This is a genomic window from Glutamicibacter sp. BW77, from assembly GCF_002332285.1.
GTDB lineage: Bacteria > Actinomycetota > Actinomycetes > Actinomycetales > Micrococcaceae > Glutamicibacter > Glutamicibacter bergerei.
This window is the reverse complement of the sequence record NZ_NRGT01000088.1, coordinates 103,294-127,154: the sequence shown is the minus strand read 5'-3', so window position 1 is coordinate 127,154 and position 23,861 is coordinate 103,294. Positions and strand designations below refer to the sequence as shown.

At 55.7% G+C, this 23,861-nt stretch carries 24 protein-coding genes; 14 read left to right on the top strand and 10 right to left on the bottom strand.

Annotation, left to right across the window (positions count from 1 at the left end):
* Both CIK74_RS18125 and CIK74_RS18120 read right to left on the bottom strand, forming a co-directional pair.
* Positions 1–503, bottom strand: a 503-nt coding sequence (locus CIK74_RS18125) for a MerR family transcriptional regulator (protein WP_141393000.1), incomplete at its 3' end; no start/stop codon positions are given.
* Positions 504–537: 34 nt separating this feature from the next.
* Positions 538–1,479, bottom strand: coding sequence for an NAD(P)/FAD-dependent oxidoreductase (locus CIK74_RS18120; protein ID WP_096257819.1), 942 nt, complete (start codon positions 1,477–1,479; stop codon positions 538–540).
* Between CIK74_RS18120 and CIK74_RS18115 the strand changes: the two genes are divergently transcribed.
* Positions 1,421–2,140, top strand: coding sequence for an XRE family transcriptional regulator (locus tag CIK74_RS18115; RefSeq protein ID WP_343251935.1), 720 nt, complete (start codon positions 1,421–1,423; stop codon positions 2,138–2,140). The genes CIK74_RS18120 and CIK74_RS18115 overlap by 59 nt on opposite strands.
* A 72-nt stretch (positions 2,141–2,212) precedes the next feature.
* Complete coding sequence (locus CIK74_RS18110; RefSeq protein ID WP_096257818.1) at positions 2,213–3,031, top strand: thioesterase family protein; 819 nt, start codon at positions 2,213–2,215, stop codon at positions 3,029–3,031.
* On the opposite strand, the gene CIK74_RS18105 is transcribed toward CIK74_RS18110, so the two are convergent.
* On the bottom strand, positions 3,028–3,639 hold the full coding sequence (locus CIK74_RS18105; RefSeq protein ID WP_096257829.1) for a hypothetical protein: 612 nt from the start codon (positions 3,637–3,639) through the stop codon (positions 3,028–3,030). The two genes, CIK74_RS18110 and CIK74_RS18105, sit on opposite strands and share 4 nt — an antisense overlap.
* A 121-nt stretch (positions 3,640–3,760) precedes the next feature.
* Here CIK74_RS18105 and CIK74_RS18100 point away from each other — a divergent pair, with 121 nt between their 5' ends.
* A complete protein-coding gene (locus tag CIK74_RS18100; RefSeq protein WP_240520586.1) occupies positions 3,761–4,498 on the top strand; it encodes a lipoate--protein ligase family protein in 738 nt (245 codons plus the stop codon).
* Between the two features lie 95 nt (positions 4,499–4,593).
* Here the strand turns inward: CIK74_RS18100 and CIK74_RS18095 are convergent, their stop codons facing one another.
* On the bottom strand, positions 4,594–4,872 hold the full coding sequence (locus CIK74_RS18095; RefSeq protein ID WP_096257817.1) for a mycoredoxin: 279 nt from the start codon (positions 4,870–4,872) through the stop codon (positions 4,594–4,596).
* Between the two features lie 148 nt (positions 4,873–5,020).
* On the opposite strand from CIK74_RS18095, the gene CIK74_RS18090 reads away from it, so the two are divergent.
* The gene (locus CIK74_RS18090; RefSeq protein WP_096257816.1) at positions 5,021–5,749 is read left to right on the top strand and encodes an SOS response-associated peptidase; all 729 of its coding nucleotides are present in this window, start codon (positions 5,021–5,023) and stop codon (positions 5,747–5,749) included.
* Here CIK74_RS18090 and CIK74_RS18085 read toward each other — a convergent pair.
* The 4 genes from CIK74_RS18085 to CIK74_RS18070 all read right to left on the bottom strand — a co-directional run bounded on the left by CIK74_RS18085 (position 5,746) and on the right by CIK74_RS18070 (position 9,622).
* Positions 5,746–6,285: a hypothetical protein gene (locus CIK74_RS18085; protein WP_141392999.1), complete on the bottom strand. Its 540-nt coding sequence runs from the start codon at positions 6,283–6,285 to the stop codon at positions 5,746–5,748. The genes CIK74_RS18090 and CIK74_RS18085 overlap by 4 nt on opposite strands.
* Positions 6,286–6,390: 105 nt before the next feature.
* Complete coding sequence (locus CIK74_RS18080) at positions 6,391–7,020, bottom strand: MBL fold metallo-hydrolase (RefSeq protein ID WP_170947948.1); 630 nt, start codon at positions 7,018–7,020, stop codon at positions 6,391–6,393.
* Positions 7,020–8,105, bottom strand: a complete 1,086-nt coding sequence (locus CIK74_RS18075; protein WP_096257813.1) for an S-(hydroxymethyl)mycothiol dehydrogenase — start codon at positions 8,103–8,105, stop codon at positions 7,020–7,022. Before CIK74_RS18075 ends, CIK74_RS18080 begins: the two co-directional genes overlap by 1 nt.
* Before the next feature lie 845 nt (positions 8,106–8,950).
* Entirely contained in the window at positions 8,951–9,622 is a 672-nt protein-coding gene (locus CIK74_RS18070) for a type II toxin-antitoxin system HicA family toxin (RefSeq protein WP_170947938.1), read from the bottom strand.
* Positions 9,623–10,027: 405 nt separating this feature from the next.
* On the opposite strand from CIK74_RS18070, the gene CIK74_RS18065 reads away from it, so the two are divergent.
* Positions 10,028–10,342 carry a DUF6504 family protein gene (locus tag CIK74_RS18065; protein ID WP_096257811.1) on the top strand — a complete coding sequence of 105 codons (315 nt, stop codon included), beginning with the start codon at positions 10,028–10,030 and terminating at the stop codon, positions 10,340–10,342.
* Positions 10,343–10,413: 71 nt separating this feature from the next.
* Positions 10,414–13,869: a DNA polymerase III subunit alpha gene (gene dnaE, locus CIK74_RS18060; protein WP_096257810.1), complete on the top strand. Its 3,456-nt coding sequence runs from the start codon at positions 10,414–10,416 to the stop codon at positions 13,867–13,869.
* On the opposite strand, the gene CIK74_RS18055 is transcribed toward dnaE, so the two are convergent.
* Entirely contained in the window at positions 13,870–14,310 is a 441-nt protein-coding gene (locus CIK74_RS18055; protein WP_096257809.1) for a VOC family protein, read from the bottom strand.
* A gap of 237 nt (positions 14,311–14,547) precedes the next feature.
* The gene (locus tag CIK74_RS18050) at positions 14,548–15,909 is read right to left on the bottom strand and encodes an MFS transporter (protein ID WP_096257808.1); all 1,362 of its coding nucleotides are present in this window, start codon (positions 15,907–15,909) and stop codon (positions 14,548–14,550) included.
* Between the two features lie 80 nt (positions 15,910–15,989).
* Here CIK74_RS18050 and CIK74_RS18045 point away from each other — a divergent pair, with 80 nt between their 5' ends.
* From CIK74_RS18045 to CIK74_RS18005, 8 genes are all read left to right on the top strand, one after another.
* Positions 15,990–16,625 carry a helix-turn-helix domain-containing protein gene (locus CIK74_RS18045; RefSeq protein ID WP_096257807.1) on the top strand — a complete coding sequence of 212 codons (636 nt, stop codon included), beginning with the start codon at positions 15,990–15,992 and terminating at the stop codon, positions 16,623–16,625.
* A 120-nt stretch (positions 16,626–16,745) separates the two neighbouring features.
* Complete coding sequence (gene thrS / locus CIK74_RS18040) at positions 16,746–18,758, top strand: threonine--tRNA ligase (RefSeq protein WP_096257806.1); 2,013 nt, start codon at positions 16,746–16,748, stop codon at positions 18,756–18,758.
* A gap of 28 nt (positions 18,759–18,786) precedes the next feature.
* Positions 18,787–19,353, top strand: coding sequence for an HIT domain-containing protein (locus tag CIK74_RS18035; protein WP_096257805.1), 567 nt, complete (start codon positions 18,787–18,789; stop codon positions 19,351–19,353).
* Between the two features lie 444 nt (positions 19,354–19,797).
* Complete coding sequence (locus tag CIK74_RS18030) at positions 19,798–20,199, top strand: LppP/LprE family lipoprotein (protein ID WP_205738306.1); 402 nt, start codon at positions 19,798–19,800, stop codon at positions 20,197–20,199.
* The gene (locus CIK74_RS18025) at positions 20,196–20,792 is read left to right on the top strand and encodes a hypothetical protein (protein ID WP_096257803.1); all 597 of its coding nucleotides are present in this window, start codon (positions 20,196–20,198) and stop codon (positions 20,790–20,792) included. Before CIK74_RS18030 ends, CIK74_RS18025 begins: the two co-directional genes overlap by 4 nt.
* 166 nt (positions 20,793–20,958) lie before the next feature.
* On the top strand, positions 20,959–21,867 hold the full coding sequence (gene pdxS / locus CIK74_RS18020; RefSeq protein ID WP_096257802.1) for a pyridoxal 5'-phosphate synthase lyase subunit PdxS: 909 nt from the start codon (positions 20,959–20,961) through the stop codon (positions 21,865–21,867).
* Positions 21,868–22,040: 173 nt separating this feature from the next.
* Positions 22,041–22,922, top strand: coding sequence for a class II glutamine amidotransferase (locus tag CIK74_RS18015; RefSeq protein ID WP_096257801.1), 882 nt, complete (start codon positions 22,041–22,043; stop codon positions 22,920–22,922).
* 302 nt (positions 22,923–23,224) lie between these two features.
* Entirely contained in the window at positions 23,225–23,785 is a 561-nt protein-coding gene (locus CIK74_RS18005; protein WP_096257799.1) for a dihydrofolate reductase family protein, read from the top strand.
* Positions 23,786–23,861 lie beyond the last annotated feature (76 nt).

Sequence of the window (23,861 nt, the reverse complement as noted above, 5' to 3'; positions counted from 1 at the left end):
GGAAGAGTCAGTAGAGCCAGTAAAGAGCGCGACGGGCCGTACTCGGAAGCAAGACTCTCAATTTCTGGTGGCGGTAGCAACATGCAGTCGATGAGTGTTGGAGGCGGCACTAGATCATAAATAACCGAGGTCATTTGTTTATACATTTCTGCAAATTTTGAGAGTTCGTCCTGCTCCTCGAGTTGCGCGGCAAGCGCTCCATAGGTTTCTAAGTCCTTGGAAATGCGACCGAGCAAGACACGTTGACTGCTTCTCAGGATGGCCTCATAGGTGTCATCATCCACGTCATCAACAATGACACGTTTGATACCTGCCAGGGTGAGTCCCAGTGCGCGATACTGACGAATCAGCATCACCGTTCCAAACTGGGCCGAAGTATATTTTCGGTATCCAGTGAGCTGATCAACCCGTACTGGTTTGAGTAGGCCGATTTTTTCATAGTGGCGAAGCGCCTTCACCGTCACGTTCATCAACGTGGCAAATTCCCCAATGCTGTACTCCATATGGTTATCGTATGGTCTGCCCCTAGGGGAGGGTTCAAGCCTGAACCTCGTTTTGTCCCATTTTTTTCTTCACGGTTTCCATGGCTAATTCAGCATTAATGAACGCACCGGCCATGGTTCCGGCAGCAGCTGATGCGCCAATCATCGCGCCGATACTAGCAACGTTTCCTGCAGCATAGATTCCGGGGATGCCTGTGGCCCCCGTTTGTTCGGCTGAAATGAACGTGCCCATCGGGTTTTCGCTGAGTTCGCCACCCAGCTCCAAATAAATTGAGGCGTTCGCAGTAACCTGGCTCGCTACAACGACAGCTTGAACTTCAAAGTCCGTACCGTTTTCCAAGCTGAGCGAGCTGACCTGACCACTATCGTTGACCGCTAGCCCGGTCACTGAGGAATCAATCACCTCGATTCCGAGCGCGGTTAGAAGCTCACGATTTTCAGCACTGAGTTTTTCTGGGGTGTGGTTGACGAAGGTGACTTTGCCGCTGAGCTGGCTGAAAAGCAGGGCCTGATGGGTGCTCATTTCACTCACTCCGAGGATTGCAATTTGCTGATCGCGCACCTCCCAACCGTGACAGTAAGGGCAATGTAGCGCGGAGACGCCCCATGCTTGTTGAAGTCCGGGGATCTCGGGCAAGATATCGCGTGCGCCTGTTGCCAAAACGATGCGTCGTGCGGTCCACTGCGATGATGGGGTAGATATCTTGAATCCCTCTTCAATCGAGCCCTGAACCGATTCGATGTGCGCGGAAACGAATTCGACACCGTAGTTAACAGCTTCGGCGTGACCCAAGGCGATCAAGTCCTTCGGGCTAATTCCCTCATGTCCAAGAACATTGTGAGCATGTGCTGAAACGGCGTTGCGGGGATTGCCTTCATCAACCACGAGCACTTTCCTCCGTGAGCGGCCTAGCGCTATGGAAGCTGCCAGTCCTGCGCTGCCTCCGCCGACGATGACTACGTCAAAGTTTTCCATGGTGTTCTCCTTGCGTTGTGATTACTTGTTCATGGTCAAAACTATCGACTTCTTGCATGGATCGTGTATCTTTTTGCGTATGACGCAAGAAATAGATTTGGACTCGGTAATTCGACAACGTATACGCGCATTGCGGCAAAGCAATGGCTGGTCTTTGGATTCGTTGGCCAAAAGGGCAGGTCTCAGCGTCTCTACGCTAAGCCGAATCGAAACTGGGAACAGACGTATAGCCCTAGACCAGCTAGTTCCTATTGCTAGATCATTGGGTACAACCTTGGATGAATTGGTAGCCCCAGCCGATGGGAAAGGCGTAATTATTGGCCCTGAGCCCATCACAGTTCCAGGTATGACGATGTGGAAGCTTTCCGATGACGACGCCGTCAACGGGGTGGTGGTCACGAAGATCCGCTTTGATCCGGAGCAACATATCGCACCAACCGAAGCCCGAGTGCACCCGGGTAAGGAATGGTTCACAGTACTGTCAGGCGAAATTCAACTCACCTTGGGGGATCGGGTATTCCATGTGAAATCCGGGCAAGCGGCGCAATTCGACACCATGACTCCGCACGTCATTCGCGCCATCGGTGGTGTCTCCGAGGTGTTGAGCATGATGGATAGTGCCGGGACTAGAGCACACCACGACGACGGGCGAGAGAGCTAAGCCACTTCTCTGTCCAAGTTTGGTTAGGCTGTGAGCTAGGACCCACAAGTTTGTAGATCGGGAGATTGATTCATGACACACCAGCTCGAAGAGGAACTGGATAAGATCCTCGCCAACGGCGACTTCTACTTTGAAACGTTGGGAGACGGTCGTTATCGTTCGTCGTGGCATACGCAGGGCGCATGGAACGCTCACGAGCAGCATATGGCCCCTGCTTCGGGAATCCTGACCCATGCTTTGGAGAACTTTCAGCCCCGAGATGACATGCGTATCGCTCGGCTGAGTTTTGAAATTCATGGGTTGATTCACGCAGGTGAATTTGAAATCACGACTCGGATGATCAGGCCGGGGCGCACCATTGAACTGATTGAAGCTGAGATGACCGCTAAGGGGCGCACCAGTATCGTCGCCCGAGCTTGGCGCGTCATCACTGCTGATTCCACCGTGGTCGCGGGAATCGAAGACGCGACGGTTGTAGGACCTGAGGAAAGTGAAGTGCAGGACCTCTCTGCGCAGTGGCCCGGTGGCTATATTCGTTCCATTGAAATGCGTGCCGCCCCAGGGCACCGCCGCGGTAAAGGGATCGCTTGGCTACGCACCCCATATGCTTTGGTCGACAGCGTGCAAGCTTCGCGTTTGGCCAGTCTGATTGGTTTAGTAGATACCGCCAACGGCGTGGCACCACGCGCTGAACCTGGAAAAGGAAACTGGATGTTCCCCAATTTGGATCTACAGATCCACATGTATAGGGAACCTGAAGGCCAATGGCTGGGGCTAGAAGCACAGCAAAGCTACGGTACCGACGGCATTGGGCTAACCTCTACCGTGTTACACGATACTTCGGGACCTTTTGGCCGTGCCGAGCAGATTCTGACTGTTCGCCAGCTCTAGCGCGAGGTTTCAGCGAGCTGCGCTAAGAGCTTCTTTAACTGTGCCTTCGGCATGATGGTGAAGCCCTTAGCGCGGTAAGTTTCGCGATCTGCGCCGTGCGCCCGAAACAGGGCATAGCCGCGCTTGAATAAAAACAGGACCGGCTTGCGACGCTGGGAAACATCTCGGATAAAACGCCGGATTGAGGTCAAGAGTGCTGGCTCATCGACGTAGTACGCCTGAACATTGATGCCCTTGGCTCGCAACGGCTCCAGTACCTCGGACAGGAATATCCCCTCGGCGATAATCGGGCCGCCGGTTCCGTGCACTTCACGGTGTCCGGTGTAGCTGGAGGTAGCGATCGAGTAGTTCGGCACCATGGTGTGGCCTTGGACTAGGAGTTCGCCAACCGCGTTCAGTGCTGCCTGCATATTCCAGGTGTCGGGATGATCCCAATCGATTTCGCCATACCCGGTGCGTGGGAATTCTTCCGGGCGTCCATCCTCGCTGATCTGTCGATAGAACTCATCCAAGGGAAGATGCGGATTGCCAAATCGGTTGGCAAGGTATGACTTACCCGAGCCGGAAGGCCCGCCGAGGAGGATCACAGGGGTGGAAGAAAGAGGCACCAGATTATTATCACGCAGAACCTTGGGTAATTCGAATCGGGCGATTGTTTTCACGGCTCTCGCAGGTCGAGATAAGCTGCGGTGGGCGGGCGTGTGTAGCGAACTGAATTAGACTCGGAACATGACCCTTTGGAATCCCGAATCGAGCGCGCCGTTGTCCTATCAGTTTGAGGATGCTAGTGGGGATCCCGAAGCTGACTTGGAACGTGGTGTGCAACTACTGCGAGAAGTTCAGGCCGGAACCAGGGGGCCACTATTAAGGTTTTATCGACCTGATCCAACGCTAGCCTTTGGGCAGCGTGATATCCGGCTACCGGGATTTGAACGTGCCGCCCAAGCAGCCCAGGCAGCTGGCTACGCCCCACTGGTACGCAAAGCCGGGGGACGTGCGGCTGCATACCACCGCGGCACATTGATCGTGGATCATATCGAACCACACTCCGAAGCAATTATTGGGCAGCAACAACGTTTTAAAGTATTCGCAGATCTTTATGCCCGAGCTTTTCGGAAGCTGCACGTTGATGCCCATGTGGGACCGATTGATGGCGAGTACTGCCCTGGGGACTACTCGGTACATGGGGTCCCTACAGACAGCTCGCGTGCCAGTTCTGCGGTCAAACTTATCGGCACCGCTCAACGGGTGATCTCCGGTGCCTGGCTATTTAGCAGCGTATTTGTCATTGAAGATTCTGCCCCGTTGCGTTCGGTACTCGACACGGTCTATCGCGCATTGGAAATCCCCATGGATCCATCCACCGTTGGCGCCGCGGATGACTTGGTCTCGGGCCTTACCGTAGAAGACTTCGTTCTGGCGTTGCTAGAGGTCTATCGCGAACATACAGAACTTCTCGACGCCTAACAGCTCCGTAACGATCAACTTAAAGAAGCCTGCTACCTCCCTTTGATGGGAAGGTAGCAGGCTTCAAAAGTTTTGTGCGGACTGCAACTAGGAAGTTAGGCGCCTACGCGCTCGACAACTTCTTCGATTCGTGGGTTGGTGGCTGCGGTACCATCTGGGAAAATCAAGGTCGGCACGGTCTGGTTTCCGCCGTTAACGGATTCCACGATCTCGGCGGTGCCCTCAACCTCTTCGATATTGACCTCGGTGTACGCCACACCCTTCTGATCCATCAGACGCTTGAGGTTACGGCAGTAACCGCACCAGCTAGTGGTGAACATGGTGACCCCGCCAGCAGCAGGAACATACTTTTCAAGATTTAATTCGTTGCTCATACTTCATGTAACCATGTGAGCTTGCTGTTTGTTCCGCTTTACGGGGCGCAAGCCAGAGGAATTTTCTTAGCTAAGCGAGGAACGCGCCAACAACAGTCATGCGGACTACACTGGTGCCCAACGACCAAGGGCGACAGGAAGTGAAAACATGTGTGGACGATACGTGATGGCCAAAGCCATTGGTGATCTGGTCGCGGAGGCAGAAGCTGAAGCGGATGATAATTTGCAGCTACGTCACTCATGGAACGTCGCACCCACCACAGATGTGCCGATAGTGCTCGAAAGGCTCATCGATGTCCAGCTGCACCGCCAAATCCACGTAGCGCGGTGGGGCCTAGTGCCTGGATGGGCTAAAGAACTATCGGTGGGTGTACGCGCCTTCAACGCACGCAGTGAAACCGCTGCCAGCAAACCAACTTTTCGTGCGGCCGTCAAAAAGCGCAGGGCGGCGGTGCCCATGCAGGGATACTACGAGTGGAAGAAGGAAGGCAGCAAGAAACGGCCGTTTTTCGTTCACCGTGAAGACGGCAAGCTCATGTTTTTCGCCGGCCTCTACGAGTGGTGGAAAGACGAGAACGGCGACTGGATCTTATCGACCTCGATCCTCACCATGGAGTCGCCCTCCGCCGAAGAACCCGGTGTTTTAGGTGAACTTGCCGGACTGCACGACAGACTACCGATCCCGTTGGATAAGGCAATGATGTCCCGCTGGCTTAACCCCGATGAAGAAGATGGCGAAGGGCTGATCGAAGAAGTCCGCGCTCAAGCCTATGACGTGGCGTCCACCTGGACCATGTATGAGGTCGACTCGGCCGTGGGTAACGTGCGAAATAATTCAGCTGAACTCATAGAAGAGCACACTAACGCGCTCTTCTAAGCCAGGCGCTCGCCGGTTCGGTCACGCCGGCCCCAAGCTAGGCCGCCAGCAACACCCAACCCAAGGAAACCGAGCCCCAAGGCGATCTTTCCAAAAATTGGGGCTGCGCTCGCCGTCAGCTCTCCCTGAAGCTCCGCGTTACTCAACGGTGCGTAAGCAAACCAGCCGAACTCCTTGACCTGGTAACTATCCCACCACAGCAGGCCAACTCCGAGAAGCAATAACAGCATGCCGAGCCCGATGATCAACGCAGGGGAAATCTGCCGAATTTGTGCTCGGTTGGAGTAGCTGAAACCGGCGGCTACACCGCACGCTGCGATTCCGAGCCCGATCATCAGTTGGCCCAGGATCATGGCGAGGCTGGGTCCGAAATAGAACGTGTCCTCACGTAGTGAGACGTAAGAGCCAGTGTAAAGCGTGACCATTTGCCTGCTATCCCACCACACCAGCATGATGCCTGCGAGCAATAATAAAATTCCGAAGCTAAAAGCACTGCGCGGTATTCTTCGCGAAGGCTGGCTAATACGTTCTGACATGGGAACTATCTTGCCACGTATTTATCAGCTGAGGGTGAGAAGGAGGAAAAAACTGCCGGTCAACTCTCAAAGAGTTAACCGGCAGTTAGAAGAGCAACAGCGGGGTTAGTGCCCGCGCTTGATCCATTCATCTAAATTAGGTGCCTCGGCACCAATAGTGGTCGCATCGCCGTGACCGGTGTGCACCACTGTCGCTTCTGGCAAGACCAGTAACTTGGTACGAATCGACTCGACGATCGTCTCGAAGCTCGAGTAGCTGCGCCCGGTGGCACCTGGGCCACCATTGAACAGCGTATCGCCACTGAACAGCACGCCGAGGTCCGGAGCATAGAAGCAGGTCGAACCTGGCGAGTGCCCTGGGGTGTGGATTGCGGTCAGGGTAGTGTCACCGATGGTGAAGGTGTCGCCTTCCTGAATTTCTGCATCGACCTTGCGCTCGGGGTAGATGGCGTCCCAGAGCATTAAATCGTCAGGGTTCAGGTACAACGGTGCTTCGACCTCGTCAGAGAACTCTGCAGCCGCGCGAATGTGGTCATCATGCCCGTGGGTGAGCAGCACTGCCATCACTTCGCGGTCACCGACGACCTCAAGGATCTTTGCCACATCGTGGGCCGGGTCGATAACCATAACCTCGGAATCATCACCGATGACCCAGACGTTATTATCAACATCCCAAGTGCCACCGTCTAGGGAGAAAGTCCCCGAGGTGACGACGTTTTCAATCTTCACAGTCATTAGAGCTCCACTACTGATCGCAGTACGGTGCCTTCATGCATCTTGTCGAAGGCTGCTTCAATTTCGTCCAGTTTGATGCGCTCGGTGACAAATGCATCCAAGTCCAGGTTTCCCTGCTTGTACTGCTCAACGAGCATTGGGAAGTCGCGGCTTGGCAGGCAATCGCCGTACCACGAAGACTTCAGCGAACCGCCATGTCCGAAAACATCCAGCAACGGCAGTTCCAGCTTCATTTCTGGAGTTGGCACACCTACTAGAACTACGCGACCTGCAAGGTCGCGTGCGTAGAAGGCCTGTTTGTAGGTTTCCGGGCGGCCTACCGCGTCAATGACGACGTCCGCGCCGAAGCCACCGGTCAGCTCCTTGATGGCTTCCACCGGATCGCCCTTCGAAGAATCAATGGTGTGGGTAGCGCCCAGCTGCTTGGCGGTTTCCAGCTTTTCCGGGTTCAGATCCACTGCAATGATGGTGGTTGCGCCGGCCAGCTTGGCGCCGGCGATTGCTGCCACACCCACACCGCCGCAGCCGATAACTGCTACGGATTCGCCACGCTTGACTTCACCGGTGTTGATTGCCGCGCCGATGCCTGCCATGACACCACAGCCGAGTAGGCCTACTGCCGCGGCATCTGCTTCCTCGTCCACCTTGGTGCACTGTCCGGCGGCCACGAGGGTCTTCTCCGCGAAGGAACCAATGCCCAGCGCGGGGGAGAGCTCGGTGCCGTCTTCCAGAGTCATCTTCTGGGTGGCGTTAGCGGTATTGAAGCAGTACTGGGCCTGGCCCTTCGCACAGGCGCGGCACTGGCCACACACTGCACGCCAGTTCAGGATCACTCGGTCGCCGACGGCTACGTTGGTTACGTTCTCGCCGATCTGGCTGACTACCGCGGTGGACTCGTGGCCCAACAGGTATGGGTAGTCGTTGCCGATGCCGCCGAGCTTGTAGTGAAGATCGGTGTGGCAAACGCCAGCGGTCAGTACATCGACGATGACTTCTCCCGGACCTGGATCCGGGACGATAATGTTCACGACCTCTACCGGTGCGTCTTTGGCACGGGAAATAACGGCTTTGACCTTATGCGGCATTGATCTACTCCTGAGTTTATTTGTATGTATGTCTCGATGCTATCGGTGTGTTCCAAGCTAATCGAGTATTAGAGACACCGTGACGTAAGAAGTTTCGCGCAGAGCCAATTTGGGGGTGTGCTTGGTAGCTCTTCTTGAGGTCGAACCTGACGGTTTAGATGTTCTGCTAAAGAGGAGGGCACCGACGCCCAAGGCTTTTAAGAGATTTGACTCTACGCACGCTAATCCCTGACCTCTTATAAAATTAGGGACGCAGAGGAGACGTCGTGGTTCTGTGGCGGTATAGCAGCACTTGGCCGCTCACCTCTTATTTTTCAGGCCATGCCAGGGCCCGTCTAGGTACTGAGTTCGCCCACCCCTTTATGAGGATGGACGGTTTTCTGTGTTAAACCCAATCTGCATTGAATTCGATGAACGTCATTGTTATCTCTGCCTGAGTGCTACTAAAACACAGCGAAGTTACAGAATTGAATCAGAGCCGACCCGTGGGTACCCGAGGCATCCGCCGATGATTGCCACTATTAGTCCGAAGATGGCGAGGCCTGCTAAGGCTGTGTTTTCGCGTTCATCTAAAACTCAAATTTTGTGATGCGCGATGCATGGCGGCGGTTGGTTCATGGTCCGGGATGCTTCATGCTGTTTCGGAGGTTGATGAAATGGAGCGTTAAACCACACAGCGAACCCGGTTACATCCCTTATGGACGCTGTAAATTCGCGGAGGAAGTAGCTGAGGGGTTGGTGTCTATCCATCGATCGGCAGGTTGATGGTGTCCTCATTGACACTGTAGGCGGCATAGAACAGCGTAAGGAAAGGTCGTCTCCCTTTATGCCGTTCCTATAGCTGGTTAGTTCGCAAGGACGAAGTCTGCTCGCTTCGACTCAGCAACAGTAAGTACATGGAAGTTTCCTTCGCCCTCCACTGGAGCGGTGGCTGGGGCGTCCTTCTGGGAGATCTGGGTGACACGTCCTGCGCTGATCTGTAGGAGTTTTGCGACTTCGCGGACTGATAACCCGGTGCGATTGCGCAACTCGTTTACAGCATCGAAGCTGGCTTTGGAGGCGGCTGCTAGTTGCTTCTGGGCTTCGCGCATTTGAGACACTGCCTCTTTGACGGTGTTGGCGATTTCATCGTCTAGGACGACTTTGACTTCGACTTCCACGGTTTCGGGCTTGATTTCGAGTACGTCTACGACCAGTGAGCGGGCCATATTTTCGATTTCGGTAAGGCGTTTGGCTTGGGTCATGAATCCAACCTCTGGGACCTCGATGGCCCACCAACCCTCGGACTGGGTTGCAATGGCGGTAATTTTCATTTGGTGACCTCTGGGGTTTCTTCTTCTAATTTTTTTGGTGTGGCTAGCTACGGCTTCTTCAGTGGTCTTGAGGATACCCTTTGTCGTGAGTTCATTTATCTCGCGGTGGCGGGGAACGACGATTTTTTTGCCGCCTAGCTCGTAGATGGTGTGGTTGCCACCTTCGCGCTTCAACTCAAACGACAGGTCGACTTCTTTGGCCATCTTGCGAACCCTTTTTACCAGGTCTGCCTGTTTCATCATTGTACTAGTTTATAGCCCTAAACGCAATCAGTATATACCCCTAAACAGTTTTGAGTACTAGATAAAGTTTGCGTGTGAGTACTGCTTATTTCTGTAGTCGCAGGCGCAAATGCGTACTGCAGATTTTTAGCGGGATCCAAGCCGACACATTGGGTATCACCTGTTGACTCTCATGCCTTTTACGTATTACGCCCCGCTTGCCGAATTTGCGAAATTTTGGTTCGAGGTTGACCGGCAGTGCGTCAAATGGCGTTAGTCTGTGCCATCATCGCCGTCTACCTAAACTGTCCGTCGGCCTGACTAGCGTAACTGTTGTTCGAATACGTATTCGAATATAATGGTTTTAGCGGGACGAAGGAGCTACACATGGGCATGTTTACCGAATCGGTTCAGGTTTCCTGTTCTCCGAGTGGGGTGCCATTGCGGATTTCTTGGGATGGGTGCGACTACCGGCTGGTTGCCGAGCCTCAGCGCTGGTTCGAGCGCCGCAAGTGGTGGGATGAAAACCTGCGCATTCCTCGTGGAATTGGCGCCGGACTAGTGGATTATGAAATCTGGCGGCTTGAAATCACACCCGCCACGAGCCGTGGGCCGATGCGGAGCGTAGATGTTAGTTTTGATCCGCAATCGACTCGCTGGCGCCTGATTCGCGTTAATCAAGAGATGCCCATTGGCGTCTGAGTAGTACTAAATGCTTAACTTTCGAAACTTTGTTCTAATAGTATTCCACGTAGTTTCGAAGGACCCCGACCATGAGCTTTACCCACCTAAACGTCACCTCCTCCTATAGTGCACACTATGGGGTCTCTAGCCCCTCACAGCTAGCGGCGACTGCTCGTGCGCAAGGAGCAGATGCGTTAGCGCTCACCGACCGTGATGGGTTGTTCGGCGCGGTGAAGCATGTCGGAGCATGCCTGGCCGAAGGGATCCGGCCAATCCTCGGAGTCAACCTAGCGGTACTTGATGATGCGGGAAAACCTAACGGTCGCATCATCCTGTTAGCTCGCGGAAATGCACAAGGTCACGGGTATGCGGCCCTGTGCCGCGCGGTATCTGCTGCCCACCAAAATCCGCGCGGAATCATCGGACTGAGTCGAACAGAGTTAGCAACGCGACTTGCCGGTGGCCAGCTCATGCTATTAGTCGGTGCCGAATCCGATGTCTCGCGAGCCATCGAACGGCACAAATATAGCCACGCTAGAAACTTGCTGGCAGGCTGGAAAAAGCTTGTAGGATCTGCCCTACGCGCTGAAATCACTACCCACCTTTCCGAGCCGGGTAAACGTTACAGCCTAGGCTTCGCCAGCAAATTACTGCGCTTTGCCGCGGAGCTGAACATTACTCCGGTGCTGAGCAACGCAGTACGTTACGCCGATCCCGATGGGGCAGTCACCGCGGACATCTTGGATTCTGCGCGGGTGCTACACAGTTTGAAGGCATTAGACGAGCTGCAGCCTACGGGGCAAGGCTGGCTCAAACCTTCGGCTCAAATGCACCAACTAGCCCAAGACCTCTCCCGAGTGACCTCACGCTCTTGGTCACGCAAACTCCTACACAACACCGAACAGCTCGCCAATTGGGCGGCCTTGGACGCACACGCCGACTTGGGCTGGAAACAACCGGTTATCCCCGAAGCTAAGGTTATTGGCCTATACCGCCCAGCCCAGCAAGAGCTGACCGAAAGAGTCTTCTCCGCCGTTCCACGACTGCTACCAGATGCCAATCACAGTGCCGTTGAAAAACAGCTCGCACTAGAACTTGGTGTCATCGACAGGCTGGGCTTCGCCGGTTACTTCCTGACCGTCGCACAAACCGTGAAGCTGATTACCGATATGGGGGTGCGCGTCGCCGCCCGTGGCTCAGGGGCCTCCTCGCTGGTGAACTTCCTGCTAGGCATCAGCCAGGTCAACCCGCTACAACACGACCTGGTCTTCGAACGCTTCCTCTCCGATACGCGAACCACCTTGCCCGACATTGACATTGACGTGGAATCAGCACGCCGTCACGAGATTTACCACAAGATCTTCGACACCTACGGCTTAGAACGAGTGAGCCTGATGAGCATGCAAAATGCTTATCGTGCACGTGGGGCAGTCCGTGACGCCGGAGCAGCGCTCGGAATTGAACAGGAACAGGTAGATGAGATTGCCAAACAACTCTGGCGTTTCTCCGCCTCATCCTTCCGCGAAGCTTTAGAGCAGAAACCAGAACTCGCACCCTTAGCCAAACGCATTACCCAAGACGGGCAGTTAGACGTACTCATTGACGCTACCGAGCGCCTAGACCGGTTGCCCCGGCACATTTCTATGCACCCGTGTGGGGTGATCCTCTCCGACGGGAGCCTGCTGGACCGCACTCCGGTTCAGCCTTCCGGCATGGGATTGCAGATGAGCCAGTACGACAAACACGACATGGATGTCATGGGGCTCATCAAGCTCGACGTGCTGGGGGTACGCATGCAATCGGCGATCGCCTACACGCTAGAGGAAATCAAGCGCCTGCACCCTACCGCTCAAGGCGTTGCACGAGCCGGCGGACACCAGAACACGAAATACATCGAAGAAGACGGACATATCGATTTTTCCAAGGTGCCGCTAGACGATGCGATCACCTATGAGCTGATCCGCTCCACCCACACCCTGGGCTGCTTCCAAATCGAATCTCCAGGACAACGCGAACTGGTCGGCAAACTCGCACCACGCGAATTTAACGACCTTATTATTGACATCTCACTCTTCCGCCCAGGACCCATGCAATCCAATATGGTCAAGCCCTACCTAGAGCACCGCCACGGCTTCGCCCCCGAACAATATCTGCACCCAGACCTGAAACCTGCGCTCGCCGAAACCCACGGGGTTACCGTCTTCCACGAGCAGGTACTACGCATGCTCAACGTGATGACAGGCTGCAGCCTTGGCATGGCAGACGTATACCGCCGCCACCTAGGAAACCCAGAGAAAGAAGCAGCCCTTGCCAGCTTCTTCCGTACCAGCGCGACCGCCCGCGGTTATAGCCAAGAAACTATCGACAGGGTTTGGGAAGTGCTCTCCGGCTTCGGCTCCTTCGGCTTCTGCAAAGCCCACGGGGCAGCCTTTGCCGTACCCACCTATCATTCGGCATGGCTCAAAGCCCATCACCCGGAAGCATTCCTTGCAGGCATCTGGGAGCATGACCCGGGAATGTATCCCAAGCGCTTACTGGTCTCCGAAGCCAGGCGCATGAACATTCCTATCCTTGGCTTAGACATCAACCGCTCCACGGGTCACTACCGAGTAGAACGCGTATTCGAATCAGCTGTACGCCCAGCGCCGGTGATTCCACGCGCCGCCGGAACTATTCGCCCCGGCCAATACGGCATCCGCCTCGCTTTCCGCGACATTCACCAGCTGAGCGAACGCGAAGTTAACCGTCTAGTCGCCGGACAGCCCTATGAATCCCTCGCGGATGTCCGCCAACGCGCTGGCCTGTCCAGACGCAGCTACCAAAACCTCGCGGCCCTAGGAGTCTTCGACTCACTGCTGACCGGAACCTCTAGAGCAGACACCATCGCCCATACCCAATCTATGGCGCATACCCACTTGCCAGCCAAATACCGCCCCGGTCCTGGACAACTCGCCCTACCCCTAGGAGAGGTCGAACCGATCAAGGTCACCGGAGCACAGCTAAGCACCGAAGAAGTAGTACGCACAGAACTAGACCTACTGCACCTAGACGTTAGCGAACACCTGATCACCTCATACCGTCAACGGCTGGCACATCTACCCATCACCCAAGCGGCCGAACTGCTCCACCTACGCAACGGCACCGAGGTCCTTGTCGCGGGGGTACGTATTGCTACACAAACCCCGCCCATGCGCGGAGGTAAACGTGTCGTGTTCATTTCACTAGATGACGGCAGCGGCTGCATCGACGCCACCTTCTTTGACGACACCCAGCAACGCACCGGGCCGCTACTGTTCTCCACCCGCATGTTGCTCATTCACGGGGTAACCCGACGCACCGGACCACGCGGTATCTCGTTACAAGCGCTACATGCTTGGGACCTGCACCAACCAGAGACGCTGCCGACCGCCGGATACCTGGACTACACAAACCGACCACAACCCACCTATAGACCCAAACTTGGCCAAGCAGTCCCTGGGGGAGAAAGCGTCGCAGACCTCGCCAAGCGCATGAACGCCGAAGGACTAGATCAGCGTGGAGCCTAGCTACACCGAGGAGACTCGACCATCGGCTTCAATCACAAACGTCGGGTTATGCACAAAATCCCAACGAAACCCGTCAGGATCAGCCACACACGCACTCATCCCGCCCCAGGACTGCCTCGTCGGTTCATTGACCGAACTAGCACCGGCATCCAGCGCTCGCCGGTAGTAGATTTCAACTTCCTCATCGCTTCGCACATTGTGTCCGAGCGAGATCGGGGGATCGAGCCTCGAATGGCCAACTTCGCCATATTCACTGGGCATCTGGGCTACATCCCAGAGTGCGAGCATCAGCCCGTGTCCAGCGCGGACAAAAGCGATCTCGGGATGTGCCGGTTGCACCAGCTCGAATCCGATGCCCTCGGTATAGAACTTGAGCGAAACGCCGACATCACGCACGCCGAGGGTGATTGCGTTCAATGCTGGTGGGGCTGGCTTACTCATGGCTCTAGCATAGAAGTCCCTGAGCGGGAAAGCTACAGGTAAATCCATTGCCCGTTGTTCAGCGTAGAGCGTTGGGTTTCGATGGTTCTGCGACTGCCTTCAGCGCTATTGAAAGTGGAACGGAAATAGCGAGCTTTACTGCTGAAAACTTGGCGTAATAGCAAAGGTTTGTTTAGCGACGGGCGGCTCTGTTCTGGTGTCGATTTCATTTCTGGTTCTCCTTATTAACTTGGTCAACTAACGCGCTGGACTCTGAGTCTCGGGAGGTTTTTGAATCGGAAATTCACTCTTGGCGGGTTCTTCAAGCCAATGATCGGGATGCGGAATGCCGCGAACCTGCGGTGATAGCCAAGCTGACAGCATGGCCAATACGACCAATGATCCAAAGAACATCAGCGTCGGGCCCATGCCGAACCATTCCAGCCCGAAGCCGGTGGCTAATGGTGCCAATGGCATGGCCGCCAACGCCATAAACGTGATCAGTGAGTTGGCCCGGCCAGCCATTTCCTGCGGGACGATAGCCATGAAGTAGCCGCCGATAGCCGCGTTAAGCGCAGGGACGCTAAGGAAACTGATCAAAAGCATGACACCCATCCAGAGCAGGTGCGTGTTCAAACCGATGAGAATCATTGCGCCGCCCAGCACGCTCAGGCAAATGCAGGCCAGTAGGCCGGTGCGGAATTTATCGATCAGTGACGTTGCCACCAGTGAACCGATCAGCATTCCTGCGCCCATGAATGTTGAAACCAATCCAATGACCCAGGCATCTTCTCCGCGCTGCTGCAATCCGTAAATCAAGGTTGTCATCAATCCGCTAACTCCAATGTTGACGGCCATGATCAAGAGCAGCAGTGCGCGTAGTCGTGGTCGCGAAAAACACCAACGCATGCCGGCAAGAATTCCATGGTCCACCGTCTGGCCTGCACTGGAAGGATCCTCGCGGCGTTTCTGGGTGGTTTCTTCGGCCGCACGCAAGGGTTTGCGTAATGCAAAACCGGTAAATGAGGCAACAAGATTCAAGATGCTTACCACCAGCAGGGCAACCCCGCCACCCAAGCCAAGTAATAATCCGCCCAAGGGAGCGGAGCCGAGCATCAGCACGGAATCACGGCCTTGGTTCGCAGCGAGCGCTCGCCCCAACTGCTTCGGATGAACGATGTCTTTCAGGGCAGCATTTGTTGTGGAGCCAAAATATCCTCCGCGCAGTTCCATCAAGATATGTGCGACGCAAAGAACTGTGGCGGAAAGTGAACCCGTATTGCTACCCAGTGCTAAAGCTGCGGTGAAGAGTGCTCCGCAAAGCCCGCCGATGAGCATCATTCGAGCTCTGTCGGATCGATCGGCCATTGCGCCACCTGCCAAGGTGACACCAGCTCGGGCGGCTAATCCTAAGGCTGCCAAGGTCCCGGCCAGGACTGGAGAATTGGTCGTTGCCAGCAAAATGAGGGGGAGGACGAACCCGTAGATACCGCCGGCGAGCAACGCCGAGGAATCTGCCAGCCACCAAATCCGGTAGTTGCGTTGGGCGTGAAGCGCCGGCAACTGCGTGACTGAATTGGTGCCGGAGGCTGGCGAGCCTTTGGGCTGGGTGGTGTTCATGAGAACAACTGTAAACCCGCAACTAAAATTGCGCAATAGAATTTGCGCAATTAAAACTGTGGGATTGTTATGCTGAGCTTATGACCCAAGCGAAGCCACAAGTCACATTCACCTCGCCGATGCTCAAAGCTATAGCTAATCCGTTGCGTAGGCAGATTTTTGATGCACTCGGGGCCATGGGAACGGGTCGTGCAGCTGATCTGGGGGAGTTGCTGGGGATTGCACCTAATAAGGTGAGTTTCCACCTGCGTGAGCTTGCCAAGGCAGAGTTGATTGAAGAAGCTCCCGAATTGGCCCGCGACAAACGTGACCGGGTCTGGAAACCTACGGCCGGCGGATTCACTACTGGAGAACCCAGTGAGCGTGCTGGGGATGAATCGCCCAGTGCCATTAATGCCTATCTGGCTCAGGCCGTCCACGAGGAGCAACTGCGACTCTCGGCGATGCTTGCGCATGCTCAGTACTGGTACGCGAAGGGTGAAGACCCTAATAACTTAGCTTCGCTGAGCACCAGTAATTTACTGCTCACCGATGATGAGCAAGCGGAGTTACTACGCCGTTTCGCGCAGGTCGTCCCGGAATTCAGGGAGGATCAAAAGAACGGAAAAATCGAATCTTCACAACCGGCCTCCGAGCGGAAGCTGTGGCACTACGCCGGATTACTCTCAGCCGAAGAGCTGTTGAATTTGCCACACCCGGGCGATGAATCTTCGTAAAACCAGTAGTAGACAACGACTTGCACGCCTCGCTGAACTAAACTGGACTCTGGCTGGCTGTGGCCAAGGTATGCCACAAGCTATGAAGCCATCACAGATTGAAAGGCAGAACCCGATCTTATGAGCGAGCAGCGCACTCTCACCATCGACGGCGAGCAGGTCCAGGTCGACGCGGGAACCACCGGTTTGCAGTTTTACGCCAAGGATAAAGACGTGGTTGTTATGCACGTCGACGGCGTACTTCGCGACTTGGCCCGTGAACTTGAAGAAGGCACCACCGTCACCCGTGTAACCATCAGCGATCCGGAAGGTCTGGAGGTGCTGCGCCACTCAACAGCCCACGTGATGGCTCAGGCTGTGCAACAGTTACGCCCGGATTCTAAGCTTGGAATCGGCCCATACATCACCGACGGTTTCTACTTCGACTTCGATGTTGAAGAACCGTTCACTCCGGAAGACCTCAAGCAGCTGGAAAAGATGATGCAGAAAATCATCAACCAGAATCAGCTCTTTGCCCGTCGCGAAGTAACCCCAGATGAGGCCAAGGCCGAAATGGCCGACGAGCCATACAAATGTGAGCTACTAGCCAAGGCTGACTCCGATGACACCTCAGGCGAGGGAGTCAATGTTGAGGTCGCCGCCGGCGAAACCACCATCTATGACAACGTTGATCGCAAGAGTGGCGACACCGTCTGGAAGGACCTGTGCCGCGGCCCGCACCTGCCAAACACCAAGCTGATCAAGAACGCCTTCGCGTTGACCCGTTCGGCCGCCGCCTACTGGTTGGGCAGTGAGAAGAACAAGCAGCTGCAGCGTATCTACGGCACCGCATGGCCAACCAAAGAAGACCTCAAGGCCTACCAGGAGCGTTTGGCCGAGGCTGAGCGTCGCGACCACCGCAAGCTCGGTGCCGAACTTGACCTCTTCTCCTTCCCGGACGAGTTGGGCTCCGGTCTGCCTGTGTTCCACCCTAAGGGCGGCATCATCAAGCGTGAGATGGAAGACTACGTGCGCGACCGTCACGTCGAAGAGGGCTTCCAGTATGTAGGTACCCCGCACATCTCCAAGGACGGGCTCTTCCACACTTCAGGTCACCTGCCGTACTACGCGGACACCATGTTCCCGGCGCTACACATCGATGAAGAGCGCGACGAAGACGGCAACATCACCAAGCAGGGCCAGGAATACCGGCTGAAGGCAATGAACTGCCCGATGCACAACCTGATCTTCCGCGGTCGTGGGCGCTCTTACCGCGAACTGCCATTGCGCCTCTTCGAATTCGGTCACGTATACCGCTATGAGAAGTCCGGCGTGGTTCACGGTCTGACTCGTGTACGCGGGTTCGCCCAGGATGACTCGCACTCCTACGTCACCAAGGAACAGGCACCAGCCGAAGTTGAGCACCTGCTGAACTTCATGCTTTCCCTGCTCAAGGACTTCGGTATGGATGACTTCTACTTGGAGCTGTCTACTCGCGATGAGTCTGACAAGTTCATCGGTTCGAACGAACAGTGGGACGGGGCCACCGCGGTACTCGAGCGCGTAGCTACTGAATCCGGTGTTGAGCTTGTCGCCGATCCGGGTGGCGCAGCCTTCTATGGCCCGAAGATCTCCGTTCAGGCCAAGGATGCTATCGGCCGTACCTGGCAGATGGGCACCGTGCAGTACGACTTCAACCAGCCTGCCCGCTTCGGTCTGGAGTACCAGGCAGCCGACGGAACCCGTCAGGAGCCGGTGATGATTCACGCGGCCAAATTCGGTTCCATCGAACGCTTCTTGGGCGTGCTTACTGAGCACTATGCCGGCGCTTTCCCAGCGTGGTTGTCCCCAGTTCAGGTTCGTGCAATTCCAGTGGCCGAGGCCTTCAACGATTACCTCGCCGAGGTCGTCGCGAAGCTCAAGGCACAGGGCGTACGCGTAGAACTAGATGACTCCTCGGACCGTTTCCCGAAGAAGATCCGCAACGCGTCCAAGGATAAGATCCCGTTCACCCTCATCGCCGGTGGTGAAGATGCCGACGCAAATGCGGTCTCCTTCCGCTTCCGCGATGGTAGCCAGGAAAATCAGGTTCCGGTTGACGACGCGGTAGCCCGCATCGTTGAAGCTATCAAGAGCCGCAACAACAACAACTAGGTCCGCCGGAAAATAGGAGTCCACCAACATGCAATATTCGCAGGACGAAAACGTCACCGACGACTTTGAACTCGCCGGTGTGCCCGATTCGTTCCAACGTTTGTGGACCCCTTACCGGATGGCCTACATCAAGGGCGGTCAGACGCAGGTGACGGACGAGGCAAGTTGCCCCTTCTGCGCCGGGCCTAACCGCACCGATGAAGAGGCTCTGCTGGTACATCGCGGTAAAACTTGCTACGTGATCCTGAACTTGTTCCCATACAACCCAGGCCACCTGCTTGTTTGCCCGTACCGGCACGTGCCGAACTACACGGATATTACGGTGGAGGAAACCGCAGAGATGGCTGCGCTCGCGCAGCAATCGATGCGGGTACTGCGCAAGGTATCTAACGCCGCCGGCTTCAACTTGGGCATGAACCAGGGCGAAGCCGGGGGAGCGGGTATTGCCGCGCACCTTCATCAGCACATTGTGCCGCGCTGGAACGGGGATGGAAACTTCTTCCCCATCATCGCGCAGACTAAGGCGATCCCGCAGACCCTCTCAGAGGTGCGTCAATCGATCGCCGAGGCGTGGGATAGCGAGAATCCGAGATAGATTCATCAATGCTTATGTCAGGGTGGTAGGAACATTTAGTTGTTCTACCACCCTGACTGCTTTAACCCGAACTATCTCTAAATCTCATATAGTGATTTTCTGGCTCAAATTCTTATGTGACATGGCTAGACTAAGGCTAAATATCTAATACTTACACGATTCTACGGAGGAACCGTGACAGGAAGCGTTGGTTATGGCTTCAAGGCCCTTTCCTTGTCTGCTGCTTTGACGTTACTGCTTGGTGCGTGCTCAGCACCCGGGACTTCGCAAGCGCAACCCACTCACTCTGAGGTAGCGGCAAGCTCCTCGGTGGCGGTCAGCCCCAGCGCCACGCCAACTCCTGAGGAAACAAAAAGCGTGGCACCCACCAAGCCAACTCCCACCGTGACAAAATCTAGCAAACCTGCCCAGCCATCCTGTGGACCAAAGTTAACGTCTGGTGCATTGACTCAACTTGCGACCAAGCTGCCGGCACCAAAGATTTCCACCGGAGAGATCATGGATTGGAAATGGGACGCTGAATACGCAGATCCGTCTACTTATGATGAATGTGCCGCATTATCGTGGGTTACCTTTCCCATTGAGGGCGCCACCGGCTCATCGCCCTACATCATTGCCCTCTTCCACAAGGGGAAGTACCTCGGCGTCGCCACACGGACCACGTTCGGTTTCTTCCCACAGGTTGTACGCGTTGACGATGCGCAACTGAAGGTGACTTATACCTATGCCAAAGATGGGGATTCCAACGCGGGAGCCTCAGGCCGAGCGGTCTCCACTTACTCTTGGGACTTGAATACTCAGTCCGTCAAGCATCATGGCGCATTCCCACCGGGCTACGCACAGTGAATCCGATCGGAACCCTGGACGAAATCCGCGACTGGATTATCAGCGGAACCGAGCACGAAATCCGTTTCGCTATTGAGGGTGCGGCACGATATTCGATTGGCATGATCAATCAGATGCTCGAAGAGCTGAGCTACGAGCACGATGAGAACTGTGATGTGTTCCTGCGCGGTTGGCTGGGTAGCCTTAGCCCGCTGGAACGTCTTGCCGCGGCCGAAGCCACAGAATCCCACTATCAATTGGGCCTGGTGGGAAGGCCGCAGGCCGAGGACAGGGCGCTGCTACAGGTGATGGAGTCGGTCAAGCCCGCCATCGAGCTGGTGGCGGAAATCTTCGAGTTTACCCATGGTCGCGCCAACGATCCGGATCCTTCCTATACCAAGCGCTTCACCCCACGGCTGTTGGCATATGCCGAGCAGCTGCGTTCGGTGGCCGAAGACATCAGTAATGACGTGCCATTGGTGCAGTTCATGTCCGCTGAGGTGAAGCGCATCGAGGCTGATAACCCCGAAGGTTACGGCCAGCCGGCAAAATATCAAGTGGCGGACGCTTTAACGCAGAACCTTAAGTTCCCAGCTAAAAAGTCGGATGACTAGTGAATTCATTGAGATTGACTATGTTACGCACTAACCCTTGACTGAGGGATAAATCCACTATCGGTCGATTGTGACGCAACACCGGAGGTAATAAAGTAAAGCGCTCCTACGATTACTGGCAGAGCACCACTGTGCTTGCCAGTGTTTGAAAGGAATAATACCCAACATGTCTTCTGCAGATCAGCGTCAGGACAACGTCGTCGGCTCCGAGCGCGTTAAGCGCGGTATGGCCGAAATGCTCAAGGGCGGCGTCATCATGGACGTTGTCACTCCGGAACAAGCCCGCATCGCTGAAGATGCCGGCGCCGTAGCCGTCATGGCTCTCGAGCGCGTACCAGCCGATATTCGTGCCCAGGGCGGCGTCTCGCGCATGAGCGATCCGGACATGATTGATAGCATCATCGCCGAAGTCTCCATCCCAGTGATGGCCAAGGCTCGCATCGGTCACTTCGTCGAGGCGCAGATCCTGCAGTCACTCGGTGTGGACTACATCGACGAGTCCGAGGTACTTTCCCCAGCAGACTACGAGAACCACATCGATAAGTGGCCATTCACCGTGCCATTCGTTTGCGGTGCCACCAACCTAGGTGAGGCGCTACGCCGCATCAACGAAGGTGCAGCGATGATCCGTTCCAAGGGTGAAGCAGGAACCGGTGACGTTTCCAACGCGACCGGACACATGCGTAAGATCCGTGCCGAAATCGCCAAGTTGGCTGCGCTTCCAAAGGACGAGCTGTACGTGGCTGCCAAGGAACTTCAGGCTCCATACGAGCTGGTCAAGGAGATCGCTGCGACCGGTAAGCTTCCGGTCGTGCTGTTCACCGCCGGTGGCATTGCCACCCCGGCAGATGCCGCGATGATGATGCAGCTGGGCGCCGACGGCGTATTCGTCGGCTCGGGCATCTTCAAGTCCGGCAACCCGGTTCAGCGTGCCGAAGCCATCGTGAAGGCCACCACCTTCTTCGACAACCCGGATGAATTGGCTAAGATCTCCCGCGGTTTGGGTGAAGCAATGGTTGGCATCAACGTCAACGAGTTGCCAGAACCGCACCGCCTCTCCGAGCGCGGCTGGTAAATATTTTTGCAATGTCCCCGGTGCCGAAGTCTGGCACTGGGGATGTTTTTATGGGTTACGGCGTGATCCTTTTGCCTTCGCGTCCTTCCCCAGAGGCAAGCTACTTGTTTGCTCATACGCAGCAGGTCTACCGTGGGGATTACCGGTGCCTTTGCCGTGGGGAATGAGGAACCATGTGTCGTTGGCTTGCCTATCTAGGCTCACCGGTAGAGATCGCAGATATTCTGGTGCGACCAAATCATTCGCTGATCGATCAAAGCCTGCACGCCGGAGAACTGTTTCTGCCAAATGACCCGCTTGCCGCGCAATTCGCGCACCACGCATTTCCAACCAATGGAGATGGCTTTGGCATGGCGTGGGCAGGACGAGCCGGCACCTTGGGGCAATACCGGCAACTTGGAACAGCCTGGGATAGCCAAAACCTCAAGCACCTGGCGCAACAACTTGAATCAGGCTGTTTCCTTGCCCATGTGCGTGCCGCGCCGGGCGGCACGATCGCGGAACAGAACTGTCATCCTTTTGTGGATCACGGCTGGATGTTTCAGCACAACGGGTCGATACCCAACTTTCGTGAAATCAAACGCGAGCTGACCTTCGATGTGGACCCACAGCTCTACCCGGGTATTCTCGGCAACTCGGATACCGAGCTCTGCTTCTATCTGGCCTTGACCTACGGGCTTGAACACGATCCGGTGACGGCGCTTTCCCGCATGGTCGCCCGGGTCGAACGTGCCCGGCACGAGCAGCAGATTCAAGCTCCCTTTCGAGCGACCGTGTGCGCCTCGGACGGCAAGCATCTGGTGGTGCTGCGATGGGTCAGCCCTCAAGGATCAAACGAGCTGGCGCCGAGTTTGTATCACGCGGCGGGATCAACAATCTTGCACGGTATTGAGGGTGAAAAACTCTCCCTGCCAACCGATGCCCAGTTAGTCGTCTCCGAGCCGCTTTCCCTGCACTGGAGCAGGCATACATGGGTCGAGATCCCGCCCGGAACCATTAGTGTCTTTGAACAAGGCCGGCCACCACATATTGAACCGGTAAATTTGGGGTTGTGAAAGGGGAATTTGGCTACGAGAAAGCGACTAATGAGAATTCTGGGAGGAAGCATTCCGCGCGCTCAGATGCACCATCGCCGCCTGCGGTTGGTTTGTGGAAGATGATGCGCGCGCTGCCATGGCGAGGTCCTGCGCGCAAGATTCTCGAACATCTGGCCGGAGAGCCAGCATCCAAGTAATACTTGACGATCGCTCCGCGGCTTTGAGGCTCATAAATCACGGGCAATCGGAAGCCCAGCAAATTTGAGACTACGCGCATCAACCGGTGGAACTTGTCGCCGCCTCGATGGCAAACTTGAGCCATGAGTGAAATCATCTTCGACGCGGCAGTGACGCTAAATGGCTTTCTGGCCGATGAGAACCATAGCCTGCAATGGCTTTTTGACGTACCAGGCGCCGAAAAACCGGACCCGGAACTGCTGCCGAAGAACATCGGGGTACACGTTGAAGGAGCAAACACCTACCAGTGGATGCTGGAGCATGAAAACCTCATCGACGAACCGGAAAAGTGGCAACAGTTCTACCCGAACATCACCACCTTTGTCTTCACCCATCGCAACCTGCCGGTACCGGAAGGCGCCGACGTACGCTTCGTTTCCGGTGCGCTGCGCGATCATCTGCCAACGATCCGTGAAGTCGCCGGAGACAAGAATATCTGGGTGCTCGGAGGTGGGGAGCTGCTTGGCCAATTCCTCGACATCAATGCACTAGACAGGCTCGCGTTGACCATCGCCCCGGCCGCCTTGGCCAGCGGAGCGCCACTATTGCCGCGCACCCTAGGCAGCGAGAGACTGGAACTTATCGAAGCACGCCAAGCGGGGCCCTTTGCCCGTCTGGTCTACCAGGTTTTGACCGCGCACTAGCGTTAATAGTGGTTAAACATTGGTGGCGGGAGCCGCCGACATGCATCGGGGTCCCGCCACCATCGTTGGGTGAAGC

Bases quoted from the DNA above. Each gene is read 5' to 3' on its own strand.
- CIK74_RS18085 (WP_141392999.1), bottom strand. From the start codon at position 6,285: ATGTCAGAACGTATTAGCCAGCCTTCGCGAAGAATACCGCGCAGTGCT.
- CIK74_RS18055 (WP_096257809.1), bottom strand. From the start codon at position 14,310: ATGAGTAAGCCAGCCCCACCAGCATTGAACGCAATCACCCTCGGCGTG.
- CIK74_RS18035 (WP_096257805.1), top strand. From the start codon at position 18,787: ATGCAATATTCGCAGGACGAAAACGTCACCGACGACTTTGAACTCGCC.
- thrS (WP_096257806.1), top strand. From the start codon at position 16,746: ATGAGCGAGCAGCGCACTCTCACCATCGACGGCGAGCAGGTCCAGGTC.
- CIK74_RS18080 (WP_170947948.1), bottom strand. From the start codon at position 7,020: ATGACTGTGAAGATTGAAAACGTCGTCACCTCGGGGACTTTCTCCCTA.
- CIK74_RS18120 (WP_096257819.1), bottom strand. From the start codon at position 1,479: ATGGAAAACTTTGACGTAGTCATCGTCGGCGGAGGCAGCGCAGGACTG.
- CIK74_RS18045 (WP_096257807.1), top strand. From the start codon at position 15,990: ATGACCCAAGCGAAGCCACAAGTCACATTCACCTCGCCGATGCTCAAA.
- CIK74_RS18115 (WP_343251935.1), top strand. From the start codon at position 1,421: ATGGAAGCTGCCAGTCCTGCGCTGCCTCCGCCGACGATGACTACGTCA.
- CIK74_RS18075 (WP_096257813.1), bottom strand. From the start codon at position 8,105: ATGCCGCATAAGGTCAAAGCCGTTATTTCCCGTGCCAAAGACGCACCG.
- CIK74_RS18100 (WP_240520586.1), top strand. From the start codon at position 3,761: ATGACCCTTTGGAATCCCGAATCGAGCGCGCCGTTGTCCTATCAGTTT.
- dnaE (WP_096257810.1), top strand. From the start codon at position 10,414: ATGAGCTTTACCCACCTAAACGTCACCTCCTCCTATAGTGCACACTAT.
- CIK74_RS18050 (WP_096257808.1), bottom strand. From the start codon at position 15,909: ATGAACACCACCCAGCCCAAAGGCTCGCCAGCCTCCGGCACCAATTCA.
- CIK74_RS18065 (WP_096257811.1), top strand. From the start codon at position 10,028: ATGGGCATGTTTACCGAATCGGTTCAGGTTTCCTGTTCTCCGAGTGGG.
- CIK74_RS18005 (WP_096257799.1), top strand. From the start codon at position 23,225: ATGAGTGAAATCATCTTCGACGCGGCAGTGACGCTAAATGGCTTTCTG.
- pdxS (WP_096257802.1), top strand. From the start codon at position 20,959: ATGTCTTCTGCAGATCAGCGTCAGGACAACGTCGTCGGCTCCGAGCGC.
- CIK74_RS18015 (WP_096257801.1), top strand. From the start codon at position 22,041: ATGTGTCGTTGGCTTGCCTATCTAGGCTCACCGGTAGAGATCGCAGAT.
- CIK74_RS18110 (WP_096257818.1), top strand. From the start codon at position 2,213: ATGACACACCAGCTCGAAGAGGAACTGGATAAGATCCTCGCCAACGGC.
- CIK74_RS18090 (WP_096257816.1), top strand. From the start codon at position 5,021: ATGTGTGGACGATACGTGATGGCCAAAGCCATTGGTGATCTGGTCGCG.
- CIK74_RS18095 (WP_096257817.1), bottom strand. From the start codon at position 4,872: ATGAGCAACGAATTAAATCTTGAAAAGTATGTTCCTGCTGCTGGCGGG.
- CIK74_RS18070 (WP_170947938.1), bottom strand. From the start codon at position 9,622: ATGGCCAAAGAAGTCGACCTGTCGTTTGAGTTGAAGCGCGAAGGTGGC.